Source organism: Micromonospora olivasterospora, from assembly GCF_007830265.1.
In the GTDB taxonomy this organism is placed as follows: Bacteria; Actinomycetota; Actinomycetes; order Mycobacteriales; family Micromonosporaceae; genus Micromonospora; species Micromonospora olivasterospora.
In genome coordinates this window covers 1211670-1236569 of record NZ_VLKE01000001.1, presented here as the reverse complement: position 1 = coordinate 1236569, position 24900 = coordinate 1211670, and the positions used below count along the sequence as shown (strand labels likewise).

Here is a 24900-nt window from a genome sequence, read left to right as displayed (position 1 = left end):
CCGGCCGGACGCCGAGGCCGGACGGGCTCGACGCGCCGGCCCGGTAAGGCCGCATAGATTGCCGGTCATGACGACACCGATCATGTCCGACGCCGAGCTGCGGGCCGCCGTCGAGCGGGAACTGCCGGGCGTCCGCGCCGACCTGGAACGACTCGTCCGCATCCCCGGGATCGCCTTCGACGGCTTCGACCACTCGCACGTCGAGCGGTCGGCCGAGGCGGTGGCCGAGCTGCTGCGCGGGTGCGACCTCGACGTCAAGATCGTGCGCCGCGGCGGCCAGCCGGCAGTGATCGGCAGGAGGGCCGCCCCGCCCGGCGCGCCGACCGTCCTGATGTACGCCCACCACGACGTCCAGCCGGTCGGCGACCTGTCGCTGTGGGAGTCCGACCCGTTCGAGCCGGTCGAGCGCGACGGCCGCCTGTACGGCCGCGGCGCCGCCGACGACAAGGCCGGGATCATGGCGCATATCGCGGCGCTGCGCGCGTTCGGCGACCGGCTGCCGGTCGGCGTGGTGCTGTTCATCGAGGGCGAGGAGGAGTTCGGCTCGGACTCGCTGGAGCAACTGCTCGCCGAGCACCGCGAGGAACTCGCCTGCGACGTCATCGTGATCGCCGACTCGACCAACTGGGACATCGGCATGCCGGCGCTGACCACCTCGCTGCGCGGCCTCGTCAACTGCTTCGTCGAGGTCCGCACCCTGGACCACGCGGTGCACAGCGGCATGTTCGGCGGCGCGGTCCCGGACGCGCTGACGGCGCTGGCCCGGCTGCTGGCCACCCTGCACGACACCGCGGGCAACGTGGCCGTCGCCGGGCTGACCGGCGGGGAGGGCGCGACCGTCGACTACCCGGAGGGCCGGTTCCGGGCCGAGGCCGGCCTGGTCGAGGGCGTGCGGCTGATCGGCACCGGCCGGATCACCGACCGGATCTGGACCAAGCCCTCGCTGTCCGTGCTCGGCATCGACGCCCCGGCCACCGCCGAGGCGCCGAACGCCCTGGTTCCGGCGGCGAAGGCCAAGCTGAGCGTACGGCTGGCGCCGGGCGACGACCCGCAGCGGGCGTACGTGGCCGTCCAGAAGCACCTGACCGAGCACGCCCCGTGGGGCGCCCAGGTGACGGTGACGATCGAGCACGACGGCGACCCCTGCGTCATCGACGCCACCGGGCCGGTGTTCGACGCCGCGCGCGACGCCTTCCGTACGGCCTGGGACGGCACCGCCCCCGTGGACATCGGCATCGGCGGCTCGATCCCGTTCATCGCCACCTTCCAGGAGATGTTCCCGCGGGCGTCGATCCTGGTGACCGGCGTGGAGGACCCGCAGTCCCGGGCGCACGGGCCCAACGAGAGCCTGCACCTCGGCGAGTTCGCCCGGGTCTGCGAGGCCGAGGCGTTGCTGCTGGCCAGGGTGGCCGCCGCGGCCGTGCACCTGGCCGGATGACGAAACCGTAACTTCCGGGTCGGTTGGGCGGTTCTCGGTGTGTCGGGCGCGGGGCTGTTGTAGCCTTTCGAACATGAGTACGAACGAGGTGATGGCCCGGTTGGAGGCCGCCGTCAGCGCTCTGGGGGACGTCGATGTCTCCGCGTGGCCCGAGGACTCGCTCAGGGAACAGCTCGGGCAGCTCTCCACGGCCCTGGTCGCGCTGGACGCGGCCCTCTCCCGGGTCGCCGACGGGGTGCGCGCCCGCGGCCTGCGCATCGAGGAGCCTGTCTCCGCCTGAGCCTGTCGGGGGTGGCTGGCAGGATGGGAGCCGTGCGGTTCCTCGACCTGGCGGCCACCTCCGCCGCCGTGGGCGCCACGAGCGGCCGGCGGGCCAAGGTGGAGCTGCTGGCCGCCGCGCTGCGGGCGCTCGACCCGCCCGAGGTCCCGGCGGGCTCCGGCTGGCTCGCCGGTGAGCTGCGGCAGCGCCAGACGGGCGTGGGCTGGGCCAGCCTGCGCGACCTGCCGCCGCCGGCCGCCGAGCCGACCCTTACCGTCACCGGGGTCGACGCCGCGATCGACGAGATCGCGGCGGTGCGCGGCCCGGGCTCCCAGGCCCGGCGCCGGGCGCTGCTCGACGCGCTGTTCGCCCGGGCCACCGCCGAGGAACAGCGGATGCTGCGCGGCCTGTTCAGCGGCGAGCTGCGCCAGGGCGCCCAGGCGGGGCTGCTCGCCGACGCGGTCGCGAAGGCGGCCGACGTGCCGCTGGGCGCGGTGCGCCGGGCCCTGCTGCTCGCCGGCGACCTGCGCGCGGTCGCGGAGGCGGCGCTGGCCGGCGGCGCGGCGGCACTCGCCGGGTTCGGCCTCCAGGTCGGCCGCCCGCTCGCCCCGATGCTGGCGCAGAGCGCCCCCTCGGTCGACGAGGCGCTGGCCGCGACCGGCGTGCCCGCCGTGGTCGACGTGAAGCTCGACGGCATCCGCATCCAGGTGCACCGCTCCGGCTCCGACATCGCCGTGTTCAGCCGGAGCCTCGACGAGATCACCACCCGCGTGCCCGAGGTGGTCGCCGCGGTGCGGGCGCTGCCCGCTCGCGAGCTGGTGCTCGACGGCGAGGCGATCGGGCTGGACGAGGCGGGCCGGCCACTGCCGTTCCAGCAGACCTCCAGCCGGGCCGCCCGGCGCACCACGCCCAGCACCACCGGCCCCACCCCGGTCGCCCCGGCCGTGCTCGCCGCCGCCGCGACGACCGGCGAGGCGGTGCTGACGCCGTACTTCTTCGACCTGCTGCACCTCGACGGGCGGGATCTGATCGACCTGCCCGGCCGGGACCGGTGGGCGGCGCTGGCCGGCGCGGTCGACCCGACGCTGCTGGTCGGCCGGGTCGAGGTCGACGGTCCCGGGCCGGCGGGCGAGGCCTTCGCCGCCGCGGTCGACGCCGGCCAGGAGGGGGTGGTGGTCAAGTCCCTCGAGGCCCCGTACGATGCCGGCCGGCGCGGCGCGGCCTGGGTCAAGGTGAAGCCCCGGCACACCCTCGACCTGGTGGTGCTCGCCGTGGAATGGGGCAGCGGCCGGCGCAGCGGCTGGTTGTCGAACCTGCACCTCGGCGCCCGCGACCCGGGCACGGGCGGCTTCGTCATGCTCGGCAAGACGTTCAAGGGCCTCACCGACGAGATGCTGCGCTGGCAGACCGAGCGGTTCCTCGCCCTGACCGTGGAGCGGGGCGACTGGGTCGTCCGGGTCCGCCCCGAGCAGGTCGTCGAGATCGCGTTCGACGGGGTGCAGACCAGCTCCCGCTATCCGGGTGGGATGGCCCTGCGCTTCGCCCGGGTGGTCCGCTACCGCGACGACAAGACCGCCGCCGAGGCGGACACGATCGACGCCGTCCGGGCCATCCACGAGGCCCGCCCGGCCGGCTGACCGGCCGCAGGGGCCCGGCGGAGGCTCAGGCCGGCGTGCTCGGGGCGGGCTCGGCGGCCCGGTCGAGCGGCTGCTCCGGCCCGGTCGGCCCGGACAGCCGGCGGGCCTCCCGCCGGGCCACCCAGCCGTAGCCGAACAGCGTCATGCCGGCGAACAGCCACCACTGCACCACGTACCCGAAGTTCTGCCAGTTGTTGGTGTGCCCGATCGGCACGGCCTGGAACGCCGGGTCGGCGGCCGGGGTCTGCTCGTTCAGCAGGACGTACGCGCCGTGCACCGGGTACGGCAGCTCTCGGGCCAGCCGGGGGACGGCGATCCGGCGGGTCTCCAGCCGGCCCCCCGCCGGTCGACGGGGCCCGCGCCGCTCTCGCTCGGGTGCACCCGGCCCACCACGGTGACCTCGCCCTGCGGCACCGGCGGCAGCTGCGGCTGCGCAATCGCCCCGCCCGGGGCCGGGGGCACCCAGCCCTGGTCCACGAGCACGGCCGTGCCGTCGGCGAGGACCAGCGGGGTGACCACCTCGAAGCCGACCTGGCTGTCGACCGTCCGGCCGCGTACGAGGACGACGTTCGCGGCGTCGTACCGGCCGGTCACCGTGACCCGGGCCCAGGTGGCCTCCTCGGCGGGGGCCGGGCCGGCGGTGCCGTTGCCGCCCGTCGGGGCGGGTACGGCGTCGCGCAGCGGCACGGGCGCCATCCGCGTGCCGGCGTCGATCCGCTCGTTGATCGCGGTACGGCCCCGGTAACGGTCCAGCTGCCAGTTGCCGAGCAGCACCATCACGGCCGCGGCGACCAGGGTCAGCGCGAGGATGCCCAGCCAGCGTGGCGTCAGGAGGAACCGGTACACGCGTCGAGGCTACCCGTACGACCGCCGCCACTGGCGGCGGCCGGGCCAGGCCGCCGCCCTTCCCTGCCCCTCAGCCGACGATGGCGTCCGAGGGTGGGGTGAAGTTGCGGCCGGGCCGGCCCTTGAGGCCGTCGCGGAGGGTCTCCGCCACCGCAGCGATCGGCACCTGGGACATGCCGTCGCCCACCGCGTTGAACGGGTTGTCCGGGTCGGCGATGAAGCTCGCCGCCGCCAGCTCCGGCGTGTAGCCGACGAACCAGGCCGACCGGGTGCTGTCCGTCGTACCGGTCTTGCCGGCCACGGGGCGCCCCACCGTGCCCCGGACGCTGTCCGCCGTCGACCAGCCGCCGCAGCCTCCCTTGGCCGGGGTGTCCCCGGTCGGGCAGCGGGCCGCGTCGGTGGCGGCCCGGGCCGCGTCCGCGCTCACCACCTGCCGGCAGCGCGGCTTGGCGACCTCCCGCTGGATTCCGCCGGCCGTCGTGTACGTGGTGGGCGTCCCGTCCCGGTTGCTGATCGACTGCACCGGCAGCGCCTCGCAGTACCGCCCGTCGGCGGCGATCGCGGCGTACGCGTTCGCCATCTCCAGCGGGGTGGCGTCGGAGACGCCCAGGGTGAACGCGCCCCACTTGTTCGCCTTCGTGGGGGAGGCGTGGTCCCGGTCGACGTCGGTGCGCCAGCGCAGCCCGAGCTGCTCCGCGAGCCGTACCCCCTTCTCCGCTCCGATCTGCTCCTCGAGCTGCACGAAGTACGTGTTGACCGACTTGCCGAACCCGGACCACATGGTCTGCCGGCCCGTCATGGCGCCGCTGGCGTTGGACGGCGCCCAGCCGTCGTAGACCTTGGACTGGTACCGGTACGGCGAGTCGTACGCGGTCGACAGGGGCAGCCCCGAGTTGAGCGCGGCGAGCATCGGGAACATCTTGAACGTCGATCCCGCCTGGTAGCCGGGCAGGTCGCCGCCGCCGAGCAGGGGGGCGACCGTGTTGGGATAGGTCGCCTTGACGTTCGGGCTGGCCTCCGGGTTGCCGCTCGGCCCGTTCTCGCTGAGGTCGAGCGAGTACTTCCGGTTGACCGCCATCGCCTTGATCCGTCCCGTGCCGGGCTCGGCGACCACGATGCCGTTGGCGAACGGGCTGCCGATGCCGTCCTTGGCCCCGACGCCCTTCTCGGCCGCCTCCTGGATCTTCGGGTCGATGGCGAGCACGATCCGGTAGCCGCCCCGGCGCAGCTTGTCCATCCGCTCCAGCCGGTTCTCGCCGAACGCCGGCTGCGAGCTCCACCAGTTCTTCAGGTAGTCGCAGTAGAAGCCCCAGCTGTTGTACTTCTCCGGCACCGACGTGCAGTCGTTGGACGGGTAGGTCAGCTTCAGCCGGATCGGCTCGGCCTTCGCCGCCGCGGCGGCGTCCGGGCTGAGGTAGCCGAGCTGGGCCATCCGGTCCAGCACGTAGTTGCGCCGGCCGGTGGCGTCCTTCTGGTCCGAGGTGACCGGGTCGTACTCGGAGGGGGACTTGACCAGGCCGGCGAGGGTGGCCGCCTCGGCGGGGGTGAGGGTGGCCGGCGTCTTGGAGAAGAAGATCTGCGCGGCGGCGAAGATGCCGTACGCGCGGTGGCCGAAGTACGCGGAGTTGAGGTAGCGCTCCATGATCTGCTCTTTGGTCAGCTCCTTCTCCACGTCCAGGGCCATCCGCATCTCCTTGACCTTGCGCAGGCTGGTCTGCTGGGTGGCCTCCTGGACCTCCTTCGGCGTCCCCGCGCTGTCCCGCAGGGCCATCCGGACGAACTGCATGGTCAACGTGGACGCGCCCTGGGACACCCCGCCGGAGCGGGAGTTGGCCACGAAGGCGCGGGCGACGCCCTTCGGGTCGACGCCGCGGTGCTGGTAGAAGCGGGAGTCCTCGGCGGCCACGATGGCCTGCTGGATGTTCGGGGACATGTCCGACAGCTTCGTGTAGCGCCGGTACTCCTCGTAGAACATCGTCAGCACGGTCTTGCCGTCGGGTGCGTAGAGGTACGACGTCTCGGCGGGCAGCGCGGTGCGCAGGATGTTCGTCTTCTGCTCCACCGCGTGCGCGGTGGCCTTGGCGCCGAGCCCGGTGAGGGCGGCCACCGGGTAGAGGGCTCCCGCGATCACGATGCCGGCGATCAGGCCGGCGCGGAGGAGAGGGACGAAGCGACCAGGGCTGCCAAGGGGTCGGTTGCTCACACGGTCAAGCTATGACATTTCCGATTCAGAAATGAGAAGAATTCATAAACGGGCGGTCGGTCGAAGGTGGGTGACGCGGACCACGCCGAGATCCGCTGTGCCGTACGGCTGCTTCCCGGCAGGATCGCGGGCATGCGTGTGCTGCCGGCGCCGGGCGCCGTTCCCGGTCGTGCCCACGACGACGGGCCGGACCTCGGCCACCACGGGGACGCCGAGGTCGGCGCCGGCCTGGTCGACCTGGCCGTCAACGTGCGCCGGGCCCCGCTGCCCGACTGGCTGGCCGACCCGATCACCGCCGCACTGGGCGAGCTGGCCGCGTACCCGGACCCCGCGCCCGCCCGGGCCGCCGTCGCCGCCCGGCACGGCCGACCCGCGGAGGAGGTGCTGCTCACCGCCGGGGCGGCCGAGGCCTTCGTGCTGCTCGCCCGGGCCCTGACCGGGCTGCGCCGGCCGGTGGTCGTGCACCCCCAGTTCACCGAGCCGGAGGCCGCGCTGCGGGCGGCCGGCCACGAGGTCGAGCGGGTGCTGCTCGACCCGACCGAGGACTTCCGGCTCGACCCGGCCCGGGTGCCCGAGGACGCCGACCTGGTCGTCGTCGGCAACCCGACCAACCCCACCTCCGTGCTGCATCCCGCCGCCGCCCTGGCCGCCCTGGCCCGCCCGGCCGCGTACTGGTCGTCGACGAGGCGTTCGCCGACACGACCGGGGCTCCGGGCGTACCCGGGGAACCCGAGTCCCTGGCCGGCCGGCGCGACCTACCCGGCCTGCTGGTGGTGCGCAGCCTGACCAAGACCTGGGGCCTGGCCGGGCTGCGGATCGGCTACCTGCTCGGCGCGGCCCCGCTGCTCGCCCGCCTGGCCGCGGCCCAGCCGCTGTGGGCAGTCTCCACACCGGCGCTGGCCGCCGCCACCGCCTGCGCTTCGCCGGCCGCCGTCGCGGCCGAGCGCGCGATCGCCGCCGAGCTGGCCGCCGACCGCGACCACCTGGTGGCCCGCCTGTCCGGCCTGCCCGGCGTACGCGTCGCGGGCCGCCCGGCCAGTGCGTTCGTGCTAATGCACCTGGCCGGGGCGGCGCGGGTGCGCGAACGCCTGCGCGAGCACGGCTGGGCGGTACGCCGGGGCGACACGTTCCCCGGGCTCGGCCCGGACTGGCTGCGGGTGGCCGTCCGCGACCGGGCCACCACCGACGCGTTCACCGCCGCACTGGCGGAGATCCTGGAGGCATGATGTTGGAGTCCACGATCCGGGCGGTCCGGCCGCTCGACGAGCCGGCGATGGCGGCGGCCCGGGAGCTCCAGGGCCGGCTGACCAAGCCCGCCGGCTCGCTGGGCGCGCTGGAGGAGCTATCCGTCCGCCTCGCCGGCCTGGCCGGCGTCTGCCCGCCGCCGCTGCCCGAGCCGGCCGCGGTGGCGATCTTCGCGGGCGACCACGGCGTGCACGCCCAGGGGGTGACCCCCTGGCCGCAGGAGGTCACCGCCCAGATGATCGGCAACTTCCTGGCCGGCGGCGCGGTGGTCAACGCGTTCGCCCGGCAGGCCGGCGCCTCGGTCACCGTGGTCGACGTCGGCGTCGCCACTCCGCTGCCGCCGGCCGCGCAGGCCGACCAGCCCGCCGACCCGGCCGCCCCGCCGACCGGCGCCCACGCCGGGGCGGGTGGGCCCGCCACGCCCCGCCTCGTCACGGCGAACGTGCGCCCCGGCACCCGGGACCTCGCGGTCACCCCCGCGCTCACCCGGGACGAGGCCCGCGCCGCCGTCGAGACCGGCATCCGGGTGGCCGGCGAGCTGATCGACGCCGGGGCGGGCATCCTGCTCACCGGGGACATGGGCATCGCCAACACCACCCCGGCCGCCGCCCTCGTCGCCGCGTTCGCCGGCGTCGACCCGGCGGCGGCCACCGGCCGCGGCACCGGCGTGGACGACCCGACGTACGCGCGGAAGGTCGACGTGGTGCGGGCCGCGCTGGTCCGCCACGCCCCCGACCCCGCCGATCCGCTCGGCGTGCTCGCCGCGGTCGGCGGCCTGGAGCACGCCGCGCTGGCCGGGCTGATCCTCGGCGCCGCCGCGCGCCGGGTCCCGGTGCTGCTCGACGGGGTGATCGCGGTCAGCGCCGCGCTCGCCGCCGCCGCGTTCGCCCCGGACGCGGTCGGCGCGATGGTCGCCGGCCACCGCTCCGCCGAGCCGGGGCCACCGCCGCGCTGCGGCACCTCGGCCTCGACCCGCTGATCGACCTCGGGCTGCGGCTCGGCGAGGGCACCGGCGCGCTGCTCGCCCTGCCGGTGGTCACCGGCGCGGTCCGGGTGCTGCACGAGGTCGCCACCTTCGACTCGGCGGGCGTGTCCGAGAAGTGACGACGAATCCGTACCCCCTGGGACTGCGGCTGGCGAAGCGGCGGGTGGTCGTGGTGGGCGGGGGAGCGGTGGCCACCCGGCGGGTGCCCGCGCTCCTCGACGCCGGCGCGGACGTCCTGCTGGTCGCGCCGGAACTCACCCCGGCGCTGCGCGCCCACGCCGACGCCGGCCGGCTGCGCTGGGAACCGCGCCGCTTCGCCCCGGCGGACCTGGACGGGGCGTGGCTGGTCCACGCCGCCGTCGACGACCCGACCGCCGCCGCGGCGGTCAGCGCCGCCGCCGCCGAGCGCCGGATCTTCTGCGTCCGGGCGGACGACCGGGCCGCGGCGACCGCCTGGACCCCGGCGGTCACCCGGCACGGCCCGGTCACGGTGGCCGTGCTCGGCGGCGGCCACCCGCGCCGGGCGATGACCGTCCGGGACGCGATCCGCGACCTGCTGGCCGCGACCGAGCTGACGCGCCCGGTGGACGCCGACAGGCGGGGCCCGGCCCCCGGCCGGGTGGCCCTGGTCGGGGCCGGGCCCGGGGATCCAGAGTTGATCACCGTGAAGGGGTGGCGGCTGCTCACCCAGGCCGACGTGGTGGTCGCCGACCGGCTGGTGCCCGGGCTGCTCCTCGACGAGCTGCGCCCCGACGTCGAGCTGGTGGACGCCTCGAAGATCCCGTACGGGCCGGCGCGCGCCCAGGAGGAGATCAACCGGATCCTCGTCGACCGGGCCCGGGCCGGGGCGTTCGTGGTCCGGCTCAAGGGCGGTGACCCGTACGTCTTCGGCCGGGGCGGCGAGGAACTCCTCGCCTGCGCGGCGGCCGGCGTGCCGGTGACCGTCGTCCCCGGCGTGACCAGCTCGGTGGCCGCCCCAGCGGCGGCCGGCATCCCGGTCACCCACCGGGCGGTGGCGCACGAGTTCACCGTGGTCTCCGGTCACGTCGCGCCCGACTCGCCGGCCTCGCTGGTGCGCTGGGACGCCCTCGCCGCGCTGCGCGGGACGCTGGTCGTCCTGATGGGGCTGAAGAACCTCGCCGCGATCACCGCAACCCTGGTCGCGCACGGCCGGCCCGCCGACACGCCGGCGGCCGTCGTGCAGGAGGGGACGACCGGCGGGCAGCGGGTGCTCCGGTCGACGCTCGGCGCGGTGGCCGCCGACGTGGCCGCGGCCGGACTGCGCCCGCCCGCCGTGGTCGTCGTGGGCGACGTGGTCGACGCCCTGTCGTAGTCGCCGCTGCCACCGGCCCGGCTCCCCGCCGTGACGACAGCGCGGGCGGTGGGAAGGAACTCCCACCGCCCGCGCGACGCCGGTCAGCTCACTGCTTGAGCATGTTGTCCAGCAGCAGGGCGCAGCGGATGAGCCCGAGGTGGCTGTACGCCTGCGGGTGGTTGCCCAGCCCGCGCTCGGCCAGCGGGTCGTACTGCTCGGGGAGCAGCCCGGTCGGACCCGCCGTGTCGATCATCTGGGCGAACAGCTCCTCGGCGTCGGTGCGCCGGCCGGTGCGCAGGTACGCCTCGATCAGCCACGCCGTGCAGATGTGGAAGCCACCCTCGCGCCCGGGCAGGCCGTCGTCCCAGTGGTACCGGTAGACGACCGGGCCGCTGCGCAGGTCCGCCTCGATCCGGAGCACCGTGGACAGGAAGCGCGGGTCGTCGCCCGGGAGCAGGCCCGACAGGCCGATCCAGAGCGACGAGGCGTCCATGTCGTCGTCGCCGTACGCGACGCTGTACGCCTCGACGTCGGCGTGCCAGCCGTGCTCCAGCACGTTGGCGGCGATCCGGTCGCGCAGCTCCACCCACTCCGGCCGGTCCTCGCCCCCGTGCTGCCGTACGACGTGCAGCGCGCGGTCCACGGTCATCCAGCACATCACCTTCGAGAAGATGTGGTGCCGCGGGGGGAGGCGGGCCTCCCAGATGCCGTGGTCGGGCTCGTGCCAGCGGCGGCGTACCGCCTCGACCATGTTCTCCAGCACCCGCCACTCGTCCTCCCGGACCGTGCCGCGGGCGTCGGCGACGGCCGCGATCAGGTCGGCGATCGGGCCGAAGACGTCCAGCTGGAGCTGGTGGTTGGCCAGGTTGCCGACCCGGACGGGCCGGGAGCCCGCGTACCCGGGGAGGGTGTCGATGACGGCCTCGGCGCCCAGCTCGTATCCGTCGACCGTGTACAGGGGGTGCAGCCGCTCGGGGTGGCCGCCGGTGCGCTCGATGCAGCCGTCCACCCAGCGCAGCAGCGCCTCGGCCTCCTCGGTCGAGCCGAGGTCGACCAGCGCCCGCGCGGTCATCGCCGCGTCGCGCAGCCAGCAGTACCGGTAGTCCCAGTTGCGCACGCCGCCCAGCTCCTCGGGCAGCGAGGTGGTCGCCGCGGCGAGGATCGAGCCGGTGGCCTCGTGGCAGAGCCCCCGCAGGGTCAGCGCGCTGCGGGCGACCAGGTCCCGGGCGGTGGTGGGCAGCCGCAGCGAGGCCACCCAGTCCCGCCACGGCTGCTCGGCCGCGGCCTGCCGCTCGTGCACCGGCACCCGGTGGTGCTCCACGCTGTGCGTGCCGAAGCGCAGCTCCAGCACCACCTGCCCGCCGGCGGCGGCCAGGTCGACCACGGCCCGGGCCGTCTCGTACCCGCCCCCGTCGTCGGTGACGTCCCACTCGACGCCGGGGGAGTAGAGCGCGACCGGCTCGTTGGAGCCGAGCACCAGCAGGCCGTCATCGGTCGGCTGGAGCTGCACCGCCACCTGCCCGAACTCGGGCCGGGGGGCGAACTCCAGCCGGGCCCGGCCGGTGCCGGTGAGCACCCGGACGAGGGTGGAGTCGCCGGAGACGACCGTCGGGCCGTCCGGGGTGGTCTCCCGGGCCGGCCGGTCCAGCCAGTCCGTGACCGTCAGGCCCGACCAGCGGGTCTCGACGGTCATGGTGTTGGAGCGGTAGCGCTGGCCCAGCGGGATGCCGCCGCGCTCGGGGGCGACGCTGAAGTGCCCGGCGGGGCTGCCGCCGACCAGGTCGGCGAAGATCGCCGCCGAGTCGGGCTTGGGGTGGCAGAGCCAGGTGACGTTCGCCTCGGGGGTGAGCAGCGCGACCGTACGCCCGTTGGCGAGCATCGAGTGCCGCTCGATCGGGACGGCCCGCTCGCCGAACAGCCAGTGCCGCCGGGTCTCCAGCAGCAGGCCGAGGGCGCGGGCGGCCTCGATCGGCTCGACGACCCGGTATTCGGCCTTCGTCTCGCCGGGGCCGATCTTGACGCCGACGTCGGGACCGTGCAGGTTGCCGAACGCGTTCTCGTCGGTCACGTCGTCGCCGATGAACAGCACGGCGCTGGCCGAGAGCTGGGTGCGCAGCTGGTCCACGGCGGTGCCCTTGTGGGTGGCCACCACCGACAGCTCGATGACCTCCTTGCCCTGGGTGACGGTGACGCCGTCCCAGGTGGCGGGGCCGCCGCGGACCGCCTCGATGGCGGCGGCGGCGATCTGCGGGTCCACACCGCGGGTGTGCACCGCGACGCTGGCCGGCTTGCGCTCCAGCCGTACGCCGGGGTGGGCGGCGGCGATCTCGCGCAGCGCGTCGCGCAGCCGGGTGCGTACGGTGATCAGCTCGGGGGAGAGCCGCTCGACGAAGCCGATGTCGAACTCGGAGCCGTGGCTGCCGACGAGGTGCACCTCGCTGGGCAGCCGGGACAGCGCGGCCAGGTCGCGCAGCGCGCGGCCGGAGACCACGGCGACCGTGGTCTGCGGCAGCGACGCGAGCGCGCGGACGGCCGCGACCGACTCGGGCAACGGCACGGCCTTGCTCGGGTCCTCCACGATCGGCGCGAGCGTGCCGTCGTAGTCACAGGCGATCAGGAGCTGGGGGACGCGGGCGATCCGTCCGATGGCGGCTCGCAGTTGCGGGTCCAGCGTTCCCGCGGCCGGGGTCGCCCCGTCGCGGACGGTCGTGTTCACGCCGCCTCCGCCTCGGGCACGCCCAGCTCGCTGAGGAACGACTTCGCCCAGTTCCCCACGTCGTGGGTGCGCAGGTGGCGCTGCATTATGCGCATGCGGCGGCGGGCCTCGGCCTTCTCGACGTGCACGGCCCTGAGCAACGCGTCCTTGACCGCGTCGGGGTCGTGCGGGTTACACAGAAACGCCTGGCGCAGCTCTGTCGCGGCGCCGGCGAACTCACTGAGCACGAGCGCGCCGCCGTGGTCGGCGCGCGATGCGACGTACTCCTTGGCCACCAGATTCATTCCGTCTCGCAGCGGGGTCACCATCATCACGTCGGCAGCGACGTACATCGCCGCCAGTTCACTGCGACTGTACGACTGATGTAGATAATGCACTGCAGGCACACCCACCCTGCCGAACTCGCCGTTAATCCGACCAACCTCGCGCTCCACTTTGACCCGAAGTGCCTGGTAGTGCTCCACGCGTTCGCGGCTCGGCGTGGCGACCTGCACCATGACGGCCTCTGGAACTGTCAACTTCCCGTCCGCGAGAAGTTCGCGGAAGGCCTTGAGTCTGAGCTCGATGCCCTTGGTGTAGTCGAGCCGGTCCACGCCCAGGACGACCGTCCTCGGGTTGCCCAGCTCCTCGCGGATCTGCTTGGCCCGGGCCTGGATCGCCGGGTCGGCGGCCATCCGCTCCATCTCCTTCGTGTCGATGGAGATGGGGAAGGCCCCGGCCTTCACCTGCCGGCCGTCGACCTGGATCATCTGCCCCTCGTAGCGCAGCCCGAGCAGGTGCCGGGCCAGCCGGACGAAGTTCTGCGCGGCGAGCCGCTGCTGGAAGCCGACCAGGTCCGCCCCGAGCAGGCCGCGCAGGATCTCGGTGCGGAACGGCATCTGCATGAACAGCTCGATCGGCGGGAACGGGATGTGCAGGAAGAACCCGATGCGCAGGTCCGGGCGCAGCTCGCGGAGCATGGCCGGGACCAGCTGGAGCTGGTAGTCCTGCACCCAGACCGTCGCCCCCTCGGCCGCCACCTCCGCGGCGGCCTCCGCGAAGCGCGCGTTGACCAGCCGGTACGCCTCCCGCCAGCGGCGCTTGTAGGCCGGCGTCTCCACCGCGTCGTGGTAGAGCGGCCAGATCGTCGCGTTCGACTGGCCCTCGTAGTAGCGCTCCAGTTCCTCGGCGCTCAGCGGCACCGGGTGCAGCCGGATCCCCTCCAGGTCGAACGGCTCGGGCGCGGCCCCGGTGCCCCCGGCCCAGCCGACCCAGGTGCCCTTGTGCTCGGCCAGCACGGGGTGCAGGGCGGTGACCAACCCGCCTGGGCTGCGTCGCCACTGCCGTCCCTCGGGCGTGCTCACCTCGTCGACCGGCAGCCGGTTCGCCACTACGACAAAGGAGCTACGGACGGTCACGATCGGCCACCTCCGGGTGCTGTCGGGTCCACCGCGATGAGCGTACTGAGCGTAGCTGTGGCATCTGGTGCCCCGTGCCGGAGTTCGCTACCCGTTCCCGAGCCCGCCGAACCCCGCAGTGATCTTGCCGACATCCCTGGTCAGAGGTCGATGATCGGCCAGTCCTTGGGCAGCACCTCGCCGAGCAGCTCCCGCCGGTCCGTCAGGACCGGGACGAGCGGGTGGGCGGCGGCGTCCATCGCCAACTGGGCCAGGTCCATCCGGCCGCCCAGGCGTCGCGACCAACCGCCGAGGAAGGGGCACATGTCGGCCTCGACCGCCGTCACGCGGCGCGCCCGCGTACGCCGGGGCGGGGCGATGTGGGCGCAGCGCGCCGTACCTGTCAGGATTGAGGATGGCGTGCGTGCGGCCGGCCACCGGCCGGCGGCCGCGGGCGGAGTTCCCGGCCCGCGCCCTCGCCCGCCGGCTCCCAGTCGCAACCTACGGAGGTAGCCCGCACCGTGGCCCAGTTCATCTACGTCCTGGAAAAGGCGCGCAAGGCGCACGGCGACAAGGTCGTGCTCGACAACGTGACGCTGAACTTCCTGCCGGGGGCCAAGATCGGTGTGGTCGGTCCGAACGGCGCCGGTAAGTCCAGCCTCCTCAAGATCATGGCAGGGTGGGACCAGCCGAGCAACGGCGAGGCCCGGCTCATGCCCGGCTACACCGTCGGCATGCTGGCGCAGGAGCCGCCGCTCAACGACGCCAAGACCGTCCTCGGCAACGTCGAGGAGGCGGTCGCCGACACCAAGGCCAAGCTGGAGCGGTTCAACAAGATCGCCGAGCAGATGGCGACGGACTACTCCGACGAGCTGATGGAGGAGATGGGCCGGCTCCAGGAGGAACTGGACAACGCCGACGCGTGGGACATCGACTCGAAGCTCGAGCTGGCCATGGACGCGCTGCGCTGCCCGCCGCCGGACGCCGACGTCACCAAGCTCTCCGGCGGTGAGCGCCGCCGGGTCGCGCTGTGCAAGCTGCTGCTGGAGGCGCCCGACCTGCTGCTGCTGGACGAGCCCACCAACCACCTGGACGCGGAGAGCGTGCAGTGGCTGGAGCAGCATCTGGCCAAGTACGCCGGCACGGTCCTGGCGATCACCCACGACCGGTACTTCCTCGACAACGTGGCCGGCTGGATCCTCGAGCTGGACCGCGGCCGGGCCATCGGCTACGAGGGCAACTACTCCACGTACCTGGAGAAGAAGGCCGCCCGGCTCTCCGTCGAGGGCCGCCGCGACGCCAAGATGAAGAAGCGCCTCTCCGAGGAACTGGAGTGGGTCCGCTCCAACGCCAAGGCCCGGCAGACCAAGTCGAAGGCCCGCCTCGACCGGTACGACGAGATGGCCGCCGAGGCGGAGAAGACCCGGAAGCTGGACTTCGAGGAGATCCAGATCCCGCCGGGCCCGCGCCTGGGCAACACGGTCATCGAGGCGAACCACCTGACCAAGGGCTTCGGCGACCGGGTGCTCATCGACGACCTGTCCTTCTCGCTGCCGCGCAACGGCATCGTCGGCATCATCGGCCCGAACGGCGTCGGCAAGACCACCCTGTTCAAGACCATCGTCGGGCTGGAGCAGCCGACCGACGGCCAGGTCCGGGTCGGTGAGACCGTCGCGCTGTCGTACGTCGACCAGAACCGGCAGGGCCTGGCCGGTGACAAGACGGTCTGGGAGGTCGTCTCCGACGGGCTGGACCACATCATGGTGGGCAAGGTCGAGATGCCGTCGCGGGCGTACATCGCCGCGTTCGGGTTCAAGGGGCCGGACCAGCAGAAGCCGACCAAGGTGCTCTCCGGCGGCGAGCGCAACCGGCTCAACCTGGCGCTGACGCTCAAGATCGGCGGCAACGTGATCCTGCTCGACGAGCCGACCAACGACCTGGACGTCGAGACCCTCTCCAGCCTGGAGAACGCCCTGCTGGAGTTCCCCGGCTGCGCCGTGGTCATCTCCCACGACCGGATGTTCCTGGACCGGGTCGCCACGCACATCCTGGCCTGGGAGGGCGACGACCAGAACCCGGCGAAGTGGTTCTGGTTCGAGGGCAACTTCGAGGCGTACGAGAAGAACAAGATCGACCGGCTCGGCGCCGAGGCCGCCCGCCCGCACCGGGTGACCTACCGCAAGCTGACCCGCGACTGATCGTGGCTGACCGGTTCGTCTACCACTGCACGCTGCGCTGGTCCGACCTGGACGCGTACGGGCACGTCAACAACTCGCGCTTCCTCACGCTGTACGAGGAGGCGCGGGTGGCGTTGATGTTCGCCGGCGGCCGGGCGTGGGGGGTGGGCTCGTTCGCCGACGGGGTGGTCATCCGCCGGCACGAGGTCGACTACCTGCGCCCGGTCGACTACGCCCTGGGCCGGGCCACCGCCGAGGCGGCCCCGATGGTCCGGATCGAGATGTGGGTCGAGGAGATCCGGCATTCGCGGTTCACCGTCGGTTACGAGCTGTACGACGGGGACGTGCTGGCCAGCACCGCGCGCTCGGTGCTGGTCCCGTTCGACCTGGCCGCGCAGCGGCCCCGGCGGCTCACCGAAGAAGAGCGGGCGTTCCTGCTCGCGTACGCCCCCGGGGGTGCGCCGTGAGCGGGGCGCCGGCCCAGTCCCGGCGCCCGGCCGTTGGCGAGGGCGGGCACGGGCTGGACGGGGTGGCCGACGCGGGCGCGTTCCTGGCCCGGCTGGTGCGCCTCGACCCCGCCGCGCTGGTCCGGCTGCGTCCGGCGGCCCGGCCCGGCGCGCCCGGCCGTACGGCCATCTGGGGCCGCCTGCCGTGGGGCGTGCTCGCCGTGCGCACCGTGGCGGGGTCGGGGTGCGGCGACGTGACCGTGGCGGCGGCCGAGCTGCTGGCCCGGCTGGGCGGCGGCGCGGACGCCCTGCCGGCCCGGCGGGACGCCGAGTGGCGCTGGCCGCTGCCACCGGCGGCGAGCCGGGCGGTGGAGGCGCTGCCGGCCGGGCAGCTGTGGCGGATCGCGGAGGCGGCGGCGGGCACCCTGCGGGAGGCCGCCGCGCACGGGGTGGCCGGCCGGGCGGTGGGCCAGCGGGCGCTGCGGGACGCGCTTCTCGACCACGTGGCCGTGGTGGTCACACCCGACGACCCGCCCGGCCCGCCGGTGGAGGTCGCCCAGCGACTGGTCCAGGGTCTGGTCCGGATGGGCTTCCTGGGCCGCCCCGGCGACGATCCCGGGGCCGCCGCGGCGCGCCAGTCGGGGGGCGTCGGCGGCGACGTCCAGGTGCGAGTGGCCGGCCGATGGGTCGGTCTTGTGGGGCCGTACGGAGCCGTGTGGTCGCAGAAGGTCGCGGACCTTGCCGTTATGGCGCTCTGAGATCATCCGAACGGATGACCCGCGTTCATTCTTCTGGCCTGGGGCTGCCGTTGGGGGGATGCTTCAACCCGGCTGTCCGGGTACCGTCCATCCTCGGATCCAACGCACTGTAGGCGGCTGGATCCGCTGGGGAGTGAGGTGCGCGAGCGATGCCGTGGTGGTCATGGCGCCCCGGTCCCGCCGATGGCGGCGAACCGGAAACTCGAAGCGGGATCACAGTGGACAGCACCGTCCGGGTCGGACCACCGGCCCCCCGTCAGCCGGAGGACGACTGCCCGGTCACCGACCGCCCGGTGATCGCGGACATGTCGGCCACCATCGCGCCGGTGACCCTTCGCCGGGTCTGCGACGCGCTCGACCTGCTGGACGTGCGCTACCTGGCCGACGGTGACGGCAACCTGCTGGCCATGTGGGAGCGGCACGCGGTGCTGGTCACTGTGGAGGGACCGGAGGACGAGATTCTCGTGATGCGGGCCCGTCCACACGCGACGGTGCCGCCGGACTGGGCCGACCGGGCGTACCGGGTGGTCAACGAGTGGAACCACACTCGACGGTTCTGCAAGGCCTACATCGGCGACCCCACCGAGCGGGGGCAACTGCCGATCTACGCGGAGCTTCAGGTGCCGCTCGGTGCCGGCGCGCACGACGCGCTGCTGGTGGAGATGCTCGACTGCGGGGCCGCCGTGGCCACCAGCTTCGTCGACTGGCTGCACGACGAGGGCGCCCTGCTCTGATCCGTGCCCTCCCACGGAGGGCTTCCACTCGCAGATTCACGGAGAGAGTGGCTGTCCGACGTGGAATAGCCACTCTCTCCGTGAATCTGCCCGGGCTGGCGGGGCCCGCCTCGGGCGGGGCCCGGCAAGTCCCGGGCGGGGCCCAGGGGTGGGCAGGCGCTCAGGCGGTGCCCGTCGGGTCGTCCAGCACGTTCACCATGAAGAACGCGGCCCGCTCCAGGTAGTCCCAGAGCGCGGTGGCGATGTCCGGCGGCAGGTCCAGCCGGTCGACCGCTCGACGCATGTGGCGCAGCCAGGCGTCGCGCTCGGCCGCCCCGATGCGGAACGGGGCGTGCCGCATCCGCAGCCGGGGGTGCCCCCGCTGCGCCGAGTAGGTGTTGGGGCCGCCCCAGTACTGCATCAGGAACAGCGTCAGCCTGTCCGCCGCGGGCCCGAGGTCCTCCTCCGGGTACATGGGCCGCAGCAGCGGATCGGTGGCGACGCCGGCGTAGAACTCGTCCACCAGCTTGCGGAAGGTGGGCTCGCCGCCGACCGCCTCGAAGAGGGTCACGGAACGCTCGGACGCACCTGCGGGATTCACCGTTCCATCCTGCCAGGCGCCGCGGGCACCGGCGGGGCCGTACCGTCCGGGGCGGACGCCGACCGCGTCACAGCGTGGGCCGGCGCGGCGCGGCAGTGCGACCGGGCGGGGCGGCGGTGCGGCGCGACCGGGCGGGGCGCTGCGGTGCCGCGTGGTGACGGGCGGGCGCCCCGGCCGGGGGGGGGGGGGGGGGCAGGGTGGCCGGTGCTCAGCTCACCGTGTGGCTGGTCCGGCCCCGCTCACCCGGCATGCCGCCGACCGGCGGTTCGCCCTCCGCGACCTGCCGCGGTCGCGCGACCGCGGGCGGGGTGCCGTTCCCGGCGGCCTCGACCGCCGCGTCGACCGTCTCCCGGCTCGGCCACGCCGCGACGGTCAGCAACATCAGCAGCACCCCGGCGACGCTCCACCCGCCGACCACGGTGGGAATGTCGATCCGCTCGGCGAGCAGCCCCGTGACGAGCACGGCCGCCCCTGGGTGACCTGGACCCCGGTGGCCATCACGCCGAAGGCCCGGGCCCGGTAGCCGTTGGGCAGCGCCCGGACGAAGAGCCCGTTGGCGACCGGCAGCAGACCCGCGACCGCGAAGCCGCATAGGGCGGCCAGCAGGGCCACCACCAGCGGCGGCGGGTCGAGCAGCGCGGGCACCAGCATCAGCGGGGCCAGCACCGCCAACGGCCGGATCAGGACCAGCCGGCGGGCCGGGGCTACCGCCCTGCTGACGACCAGCCCGCCCAGGATGAAGCCGACCGGATTGGCGGCCATGATGACGGCCTGGGCCGCGCCCGTGTCCATGCCCCGCCGGCGCCCTCCCGGGCCCACGCCGCGGCGAGCCCCTCCGGCACGATCGAGAAGAGCATGGAGCTGAACACCAGCAGGGCGATCGCCCGCAGCACCGGAGTGCCGAAGACGATCCGGAAACCCTCGCTCGTCTCGCGCAGCAGGTGGCTCCGGCTCGCCGCGCTCATCGCCGGCGGCCGGTCGCGGACGCCGAAGCGCACCAGGGCCGCCGAGACGGCGAAGGTGGCGGCGTTGACCAGCAGGGCGGCGGTCGGGTCGACAGCCGCGATGGCCGCCCCGATCAGATAGCCGAGCACCTGGGCGGCCTGCCCGGTGCTGCTGTTGAGCGAGAGCCCGACGACCAGCCGGTCGCCGGTGAGGATGAGCGGCATCAGCGCGGACCGGGCGGCCTGGCTCGGCGGGTTGGCCAGGGTGGTCGCGAAGAGCAGGCAGAGGATCAGCCACGGCGGGTTGCCGGGGATGGCGACCAGCACCATCAGGGCCATCCGGATCAGGTCGCACGCCACCATGACCGAGCGGTAGCGGTGCCGCTCGGCCAGCGTGGCCAGTAGCGGCCCACCGATCAACCAGGGCAGGAAGCTGACCGCGAACGCGGCGGCCGAGTAGCCCACGGACTGCGTCTCGCGGTAGACCAGCACGGTGACCGCGGCCTTGGCGATGAAGTCGCCGAGCCAGGAGAGGGCACTCGCGGCGTAGACCGCCCTGTACTCCCCCTGGGCGAACACCTCACGGAAGGTGGCCGGCCCTTCCTGGGAGGGTCGCTCGTCGGACACCGTGGCCTCCATCGTCCCCGCCGCGACCACTCGTGGTGACCTGCCCGGGAACCATCGTCAGATCTACGGATCAGCGAGACGTGAGCACGCCCGGCAGAGGAACGTGCGTACCGGATTCTGCCCGATCGTCTGAGAGCTGGCTAGGGCGAACGGCTTGATCGTCGCATCTCCGACTGAACGAACGGACGATACCCGAGGGGACGCGCGGTGCCGAGACCGGATCGACGACCGCCTGTTTTCGCAGGTGAACCGGTGCTCCTGAGGCTCAGGTCGCGCCGCCCTGCCCGGTGCCCTCGGCCTCGGGCGCCCGGAGCGTCACCGAGGGATAGAGGCGGGCGGCGATCCGGGCGGTGATGCCCGAGTTCTCCAGCGCCTCGGCGAGCCGCCGCCGCAGCTCCCGGCCCACCGCGAACTGCCCGTCGGCGGTGGTCTTGACGACAGTACGGATCACCGCGCCCTCCACGGTCATCTGCTCGACGCCCAGCACCTCCGGCTCCTCGACGATCTCCGGCGCCAGGTCCGGGTCCATCGCCACCGACGCCGCGGCCGTACGCAGCACCGCCGTCGCCTCCTCGGTGCCGGCGAACCCGATCGGCAGGTCGACCACCACCAGTGCCCAGCCCTGGCTCTTGTTCCCCACCCGGATGATCTCACCGTTGCGGATGTACCAGAGCACGCCCCGGCCGTCCCGGACGGTGGTGACCCGCAGCCCCACCGCCTCCACCACGCCGGTCGCCTCGCCCAGGTCGACGGTGTCGCCCACGCCGTACTGGTCCTCCACCAGCATGAACAGGCCGGCGATGAGATCCTTCACCAGGCTCTGCGCGCCGAAGCCGAGCGCCACGCCGGCGATCCCCGCGCTGGCCAGCAGCGGCGCCAGGTCGAAGCTGAACTCGCGCAGGATCATCAGCAGCGCGATGCCGAAGACGAACGCGGTCACCGTGCTGCGCAGCACCGACCCGATGGCCTCGGCCCGCTGCCGCCGCCGTTCCGGGACGAAGTCGCCGGAGTCGGGCGCGGCGGTGGGCACCCGCTCCCGCAGCGGGCGCAGCAGCGTCGGCACGGCACCTTCCGTGGTGGTGCGGACCAGCCGGTTGATCGTCCGGTGCAGCGCCCAGCGGGCGACGAGGGCGACCGCCAGGATCAGCGCGACCCGCAGCGGCTTGAGCAGGATCCAGTAGCTGCCCTCGGCGAACCAGGCCGAGCCGGTCGTGTCGTACAACCACTCGCACGAGGTGCTGCCCTTGCAGTCGGCGCTCGGGCTGGCGCTCTGATCGGGCAGGGACAGGGCGGCGTGGATCAGGCTGGCGGCACTCACCCTGCTTTCGTACCGCACCGCCCCTGGCCGCCCGCTGGCGGACCCGCCATCCCGTACCCGGCGTCACCGGGTAACCGTGCGGAAACGGTCATCCTGACACGGCCCGAAAAGCTTCAGCCGAACCGGGCGATCCCGTCGGAGTCGCGCCTCGTTCAGGAGTACGGAATAGCCCGCGCCACGGTGCGGCGTGCCGTCGCCGTGTTGGTGGATCAGGGTGTGTTGTTCGTGGTGCCGCAGCGCGGGACGTTCGTGAAGCCGTAGAGTGGCGTCCCTCGATGCGCAGCCATGATCATCGGGCCCAGATCCGGCAGAACTGAGTCCGAGAACCCGTGTGAAACGTCGAGAGGCGTTGAGGGGCGCTGACCTGGTCAGACGCCGGGTCTGCCCGATTTTGAATGATCCTCATTCCACGTACCGCATTAGTACGTGCAATCCGGGGTCTTATCAGGGACGATTGGCGCAACGGACGTGGGTGATCCCGCCGACGTCGGGTGTGGCCGCCGTGCGCGCGGGCACGCCCGGCGCGACCAGCGGCGGGAGCGGCTGGACCGGGAGGGTGAGCGCGATGCCTGACATACGACCCACGGTGGGCTCCGGAGCGCTGGTCCTCAACGCCACCTACGAGCCGCTGTGTGTCGTGTCGGTGCGTCGCGCCGCGATCCTCGTGCTGTCCGCCAAGGCCGTCTGCGTCGCGGACGGCGACGGCGTGCTGCACAGCGCCCGCAGCGAGCTCCCGGTGCCCTCGGTGGTCCGGCTCACCCGGTTCGTCCGGGTGCCCTACCGCACCCACGTCGGCCTGTCCCGCCGGGCCATCTTCGCCCGCGACAACTGGCGGTGCGCGTACTGCCGGGGCCCGGCCGAGACCATCGACCACGTCTTCCCCCGCAGCCGGGGCGGGCGGCACGCCTGGGAGAACGTGGTGGCCGCCTGCGCGCGGTGCAACCACACCAAGGGCGACAAGACCCCGGCCGAGCTGGGCTGGCGGCTGCACGCGCTCCCGGCTCCCCCGAAGGGGACGGCCTGGCGGGTGCTCGGGCACCGGGCCCCCGACCCGCGCTGGGCGAACTGGCTCGACCTGCGCGAGCCCGAGACCGAGGCGGCGGCCTGAGCGGTCCCGGCTGCCGGGCCCGCCGACGGGGACACCCCGGACTCACGCGTTGCGGGCCGTGACCAGCGACGCGTAGACCACCACGTTGTCGGCGTACCCGGTCTCGCCGCCGACCCAGCGGCCGCCGCAGGTGATCAGGCGCAGGCGCGGCCGGCTGAAGTCGCCGAACACCTCGTCCACCGGCAACTGGTCCTTGTCGTACCGGTGCACCGAGTCCACCTCGAAGACGGCCACCGAGCCGTCCGCCCGGCGGACCTCGATCCGGTTGCCGTTGCGCAGGCTCTTCAGCTCGTGGAAGACCGCCGGCCCGGTCCGGGTGTCGACGTGCCCGACGATCACCGCCGGGCCGTACTGCCCGGGGGTGGGGCCCTGGTCGTACCAGCCGGCCTCCTGGGCCCGGCCGGCGTCCGGCACCCCGATCGTGCCGTCGGGCGCGATGCCGACGTCGTGTACGGGGGCGTCGAGGTCGATCGAGTTGATCGCGATGCCGGTCGGCCGGCTGGCCGGCAGCACCGGGAACTTCTTCGGCGGCGGTCGCAGCCCGACCACGAACCGGTCCGGCAGCACGGTGTAGCCGGTCAGCCGCTGCGTGCCCAGCATCGCCAGGATCAGCACGATCAGGGCGGCGACGACGAGCACGGGTGCGCCCGGACCACGGCGGCCGACCGCCCGCCACCGCCTCGCGCCCGCTCCGGGCCGCGTGGCGCTCGCCGGTACGGGCCGGGCGGCGGGGTGGGCCGTGGCGACGCTCGCCGCGAAGGACTGGCCGGCGACCCGGGCGAACCGGCGGCAGCCGCGGGCGGCGAGGCGCGCCGCGGCCCGGATCCGGCCCGGCGACCGTTCGGTCGCGCGGCGGTCGGGCGGCCGTTCCGTGGCGCGACGGACCGGCGCCCGCTCCGCGCCCCGGTGGCCGGGCGTTCCCGCGTCGCGCCGTGCTCGGGCGGCCGCCGGGCGTCGTGGTCGGGCGTCCGAGCGGCGGCGCGGCGGCTCCGCGCCGGGGTGGCACGCGTACGTCGACGGGCCATGACGGGTGCCTCGTCAGGAACGCGTCCCGGGCCGCCCGCGGGAGCCGAACGCGCCGAACCCGGCCGCGACGGCCGCCACGGCCAGGCCGCCGATCAGCAGCAGCGCGGCGGTGCCCCGGCCCCCGGAGGTGCCGCCGAGACCGGTGTTCGGGCCCTTGCTCGGCTGCGTCATGTTCAGCACCGTGAGCGTGGTCTGTGCCGTGTTGCCGTTCGGGCAGCGCAGGTCGACCGGGAAGTCGCCCGGCTCCTTGTTGGCGGGGATGGTGACCGCGCCGGTCAGGAAGCCGTTGTCCGGGCGGACCACGACCCGCCCGAAGGCGTCGGAGCGTACCTCCGCCTGGCGCCTGTTGTCGTTGTCGCAGCCGGCCCGGATGCTGACCCGGGTGCCGGCCTGCGCGCTGTTCGGGGTGACCTCGACGAAGGTGTTCTGGCCGGCCCGCGCCGGCGCGGCGGTGGCCAGGACGAACGGCCCGACCAGGCCGAGCACGGTCAGCACGGCCGACAGGACACGAGATGAGACGGTGAGCCCCCGCATGGTTCCCCCCTCCCGGTGCGGAACACCGGAAATCGACGGGTGAGCGCCTTGCTTTCCCGGTGACCCCGGGCCAAACCCGCCCGGCCGCTGGTCCGGGGTAGGGCGTCAGGAGGGGGACCTTCCTCTCAGTGGGGTGACCGGGTGCCAGTCGAGGGGGGTGGACAGGACCATCGTGCTGGACGGCTGGCCGTACGGGGCGAGGCGGTCGATCACCCCCTCGAACTCGGCGATCGAGCCGGCCGCCACCTTGAGCATGCTGCACGCGTCCCCGGTGATGCGGTGGATCTCCATGATCTCGGGCCAGCCCGCCACCCCGGGGTCGTTGAGGATGCAGCGGGAGCCGTAGCAGGACATCCGGATCAGCGCGACCACTGCCCGGCCGGCGCGGGCCAGGTCGACGTGCGCGTGGTAGCCGGTGATGACGCCGGACTCCTCCAGCCGGCGCACCCGCTCGGCCACCGCCGGCGGCGACAGGTGCACCCGGCGGGACAGTTCGCTGAACGACAGTCGCGCGTCGGCCTGCAGTTCGCGCAGCAGCGCCCAGTCCATGTCGTCCACGTTCGACCTTCCTCTCCGAAACCCCGAACGCGCCTCGGCCTTATGCGCCGCAGGCCAGACCGCCAAAGCG

19 protein-coding genes and 4 pseudogenes are annotated in these 24900 nt (G+C 74.0%); 12 read left to right on the top strand and 11 right to left on the bottom strand.

Annotated features, from left to right (window positions below; translation table 11 throughout):
• Positions 1-82 precede the first annotated feature (82 nt).
• From JD77_RS05425 to JD77_RS05415, 3 genes are all read left to right on the top strand, one after another.
• The gene (locus JD77_RS05425; protein WP_211372779.1) at positions 83-1438 is read left to right on the top strand and encodes a dipeptidase; all 1356 of its coding nucleotides are present in this window, start codon (positions 83-85) and stop codon (positions 1436-1438) included.
• 73 nt (positions 1439-1511) lie between these two features.
• Positions 1512-1718, top strand: coding sequence for a hypothetical protein (locus JD77_RS05420; RefSeq protein WP_145773303.1), 207 nt, complete (start codon positions 1512-1514; stop codon positions 1716-1718).
• A 23-nt stretch (positions 1719-1741) separates the two neighbouring features.
• The gene (locus tag JD77_RS05415; RefSeq protein WP_211372492.1) at positions 1742-3334 is read left to right on the top strand and encodes an ATP-dependent DNA ligase; all 1593 of its coding nucleotides are present in this window, start codon (positions 1742-1744) and stop codon (positions 3332-3334) included.
• Positions 3335-3359: 25 nt separating this feature from the next.
• Here JD77_RS05415 and JD77_RS05410 read toward each other — a convergent pair.
• Positions 3360-4180, bottom strand: a pseudogene (locus JD77_RS05410) (SURF1 family cytochrome oxidase biogenesis protein).
• A 70-nt stretch (positions 4181-4250) separates the two neighbouring features.
• On the bottom strand, positions 4251-6383 hold the full coding sequence (locus JD77_RS05405) for a transglycosylase domain-containing protein (protein ID WP_145773302.1): 2133 nt from the start codon (positions 6381-6383) through the stop codon (positions 4251-4253).
• Between the two features lie 132 nt (positions 6384-6515).
• On the opposite strand from JD77_RS05405, the pseudogene cobC reads away from it, so the two are divergent.
• The 3 genes and pseudogenes from cobC (at position 6516) to cobA (ending at position 9946) form a co-directional block, all read left to right on the top strand.
• Positions 6516-7609: pseudogene (gene cobC / locus JD77_RS05400) on the top strand (Rv2231c family histidinol phosphate aminotransferase CobC).
• Positions 7609-8732, top strand: a pseudogene (cobT, locus tag JD77_RS05395) (nicotinate-nucleotide--dimethylbenzimidazole phosphoribosyltransferase). The pseudogenes cobC and cobT overlap by 1 nt, the downstream one beginning before the upstream one ends.
• Positions 8729-9946, top strand: a complete 1218-nt coding sequence (cobA, locus tag JD77_RS05390) for a uroporphyrinogen-III C-methyltransferase (RefSeq protein WP_145773301.1) — start codon at positions 8729-8731, stop codon at positions 9944-9946. The pseudogene cobT and the gene cobA overlap by 4 nt, the downstream one beginning before the upstream one ends.
• An 88-nt stretch (positions 9947-10034) precedes the next feature.
• On the opposite strand, the gene otsB is transcribed toward cobA, so the two are convergent.
• From otsB to JD77_RS05375, 3 genes are all read right to left on the bottom strand, one after another.
• Positions 10035-12644, bottom strand: a complete 2610-nt coding sequence (gene otsB / locus JD77_RS05385) for a trehalose-phosphatase (RefSeq protein WP_145773300.1) — start codon at positions 12642-12644, stop codon at positions 10035-10037.
• On the bottom strand, positions 12641-14041 hold the full coding sequence (locus tag JD77_RS05380; RefSeq protein WP_145773299.1) for an alpha,alpha-trehalose-phosphate synthase (UDP-forming): 1401 nt from the start codon (positions 14039-14041) through the stop codon (positions 12641-12643). Before JD77_RS05380 ends, otsB begins: the two co-directional genes overlap by 4 nt.
• A gap of 140 nt (positions 14042-14181) precedes the next feature.
• A complete protein-coding gene (locus JD77_RS05375; RefSeq protein ID WP_145773298.1) occupies positions 14182-14367 on the bottom strand; it encodes a hypothetical protein in 186 nt (61 codons plus the stop codon).
• Positions 14368-14541: 174 nt separating this feature from the next.
• On the opposite strand from JD77_RS05375, the gene ettA reads away from it, so the two are divergent.
• The 4 genes from ettA to JD77_RS05355 all read left to right on the top strand — a co-directional run bounded on the left by ettA (position 14542) and on the right by JD77_RS05355 (position 18135).
• Positions 14542-16218 carry an energy-dependent translational throttle protein EttA gene (ettA, locus tag JD77_RS05370; protein WP_145773297.1) on the top strand — a complete coding sequence of 559 codons (1677 nt, stop codon included), beginning with the start codon at positions 14542-14544 and terminating at the stop codon, positions 16216-16218.
• A gap of 2 nt (positions 16219-16220) precedes the next feature.
• The gene (locus tag JD77_RS05365; protein ID WP_145773296.1) at positions 16221-16664 is read left to right on the top strand and encodes an acyl-CoA thioesterase; all 444 of its coding nucleotides are present in this window, start codon (positions 16221-16223) and stop codon (positions 16662-16664) included.
• A complete protein-coding gene (locus JD77_RS05360; RefSeq protein WP_145773295.1) occupies positions 16661-17401 on the top strand; it encodes a DUF8185 domain-containing protein in 741 nt (246 codons plus the stop codon). Before JD77_RS05365 ends, JD77_RS05360 begins: the two co-directional genes overlap by 4 nt.
• A gap of 149 nt (positions 17402-17550) precedes the next feature.
• Complete coding sequence (locus JD77_RS05355; RefSeq protein ID WP_145773294.1) at positions 17551-18135, top strand: type III secretion system chaperone family protein; 585 nt, start codon at positions 17551-17553, stop codon at positions 18133-18135.
• Between the two features lie 160 nt (positions 18136-18295).
• Here JD77_RS05355 and JD77_RS05350 read toward each other — a convergent pair whose 3' ends face one another.
• The 3 genes and pseudogenes from JD77_RS05350 to JD77_RS05340 all read right to left on the bottom strand — a co-directional run bounded on the left by JD77_RS05350 (position 18296) and on the right by JD77_RS05340 (position 21604).
• Entirely contained in the window at positions 18296-18715 is a 420-nt protein-coding gene (locus tag JD77_RS05350) for a globin (RefSeq protein ID WP_145773293.1), read from the bottom strand.
• A 208-nt stretch (positions 18716-18923) separates the two neighbouring features.
• A pseudogene (locus JD77_RS05345) lies at positions 18924-20298 on the bottom strand (MFS transporter).
• A 253-nt stretch (positions 20299-20551) separates the two neighbouring features.
• Entirely contained in the window at positions 20552-21604 is a 1053-nt protein-coding gene (locus tag JD77_RS05340) for a mechanosensitive ion channel family protein (protein ID WP_387229207.1), read from the bottom strand.
• On the opposite strand from JD77_RS05340, the gene JD77_RS35415 reads away from it, so the two are divergent.
• Positions 21581-21865 carry a winged helix-turn-helix domain-containing protein gene (locus tag JD77_RS35415; protein ID WP_387229210.1) on the top strand — a complete coding sequence of 95 codons (285 nt, stop codon included), beginning with the start codon at positions 21581-21583 and terminating at the stop codon, positions 21863-21865. The two genes, JD77_RS05340 and JD77_RS35415, sit on opposite strands and share 24 nt — an antisense overlap.
• A gap of 304 nt (positions 21866-22169) precedes the next feature.
• On the top strand, positions 22170-22712 hold the full coding sequence (locus JD77_RS05330; RefSeq protein ID WP_145773291.1) for an HNH endonuclease: 543 nt from the start codon (positions 22170-22172) through the stop codon (positions 22710-22712).
• A 42-nt stretch (positions 22713-22754) separates the two neighbouring features.
• On the opposite strand, the gene JD77_RS05325 is transcribed toward JD77_RS05330, so the two are convergent.
• From JD77_RS05325 to JD77_RS05315, 3 genes are all read right to left on the bottom strand, one after another.
• Positions 22755-23537: a class F sortase gene (locus tag JD77_RS05325; RefSeq protein ID WP_145773290.1), complete on the bottom strand. Its 783-nt coding sequence runs from the start codon at positions 23535-23537 to the stop codon at positions 22755-22757.
• A 213-nt stretch (positions 23538-23750) separates the two neighbouring features.
• On the bottom strand, positions 23751-24272 hold the full coding sequence (locus JD77_RS05320) for a hypothetical protein (protein ID WP_145773289.1): 522 nt from the start codon (positions 24270-24272) through the stop codon (positions 23751-23753).
• Positions 24273-24377: 105 nt separating this feature from the next.
• Entirely contained in the window at positions 24378-24830 is a 453-nt protein-coding gene (locus JD77_RS05315) for an Lrp/AsnC family transcriptional regulator (protein ID WP_145773288.1), read from the bottom strand.
• Between the last annotated feature and the right edge of the window lie 70 nt (positions 24831-24900).

Bases quoted from the DNA above. Each gene is read 5' to 3' on its own strand.
- JD77_RS05425 (WP_211372779.1), top strand. From the start codon at position 83: ATGTCCGACGCCGAGCTGCGGGCCGCCGTCGAGCGGGAACTGCCGGGC.
- JD77_RS05420 (WP_145773303.1), top strand. From the start codon at position 1,512: ATGAGTACGAACGAGGTGATGGCCCGGTTGGAGGCCGCCGTCAGCGCT.
- JD77_RS05415 (WP_211372492.1), top strand. From the start codon at position 1,742: ATGGGAGCCGTGCGGTTCCTCGACCTGGCGGCCACCTCCGCCGCCGTG.
- JD77_RS05355 (WP_145773294.1), top strand. From the start codon at position 17,551: ATGCCGTGGTGGTCATGGCGCCCCGGTCCCGCCGATGGCGGCGAACCG.
- JD77_RS05330 (WP_145773291.1), top strand. From the start codon at position 22,170: ATGCCTGACATACGACCCACGGTGGGCTCCGGAGCGCTGGTCCTCAAC.
- JD77_RS05320 (WP_145773289.1), bottom strand. From the start codon at position 24,272: ATGCGGGGGCTCACCGTCTCATCTCGTGTCCTGTCGGCCGTGCTGACC.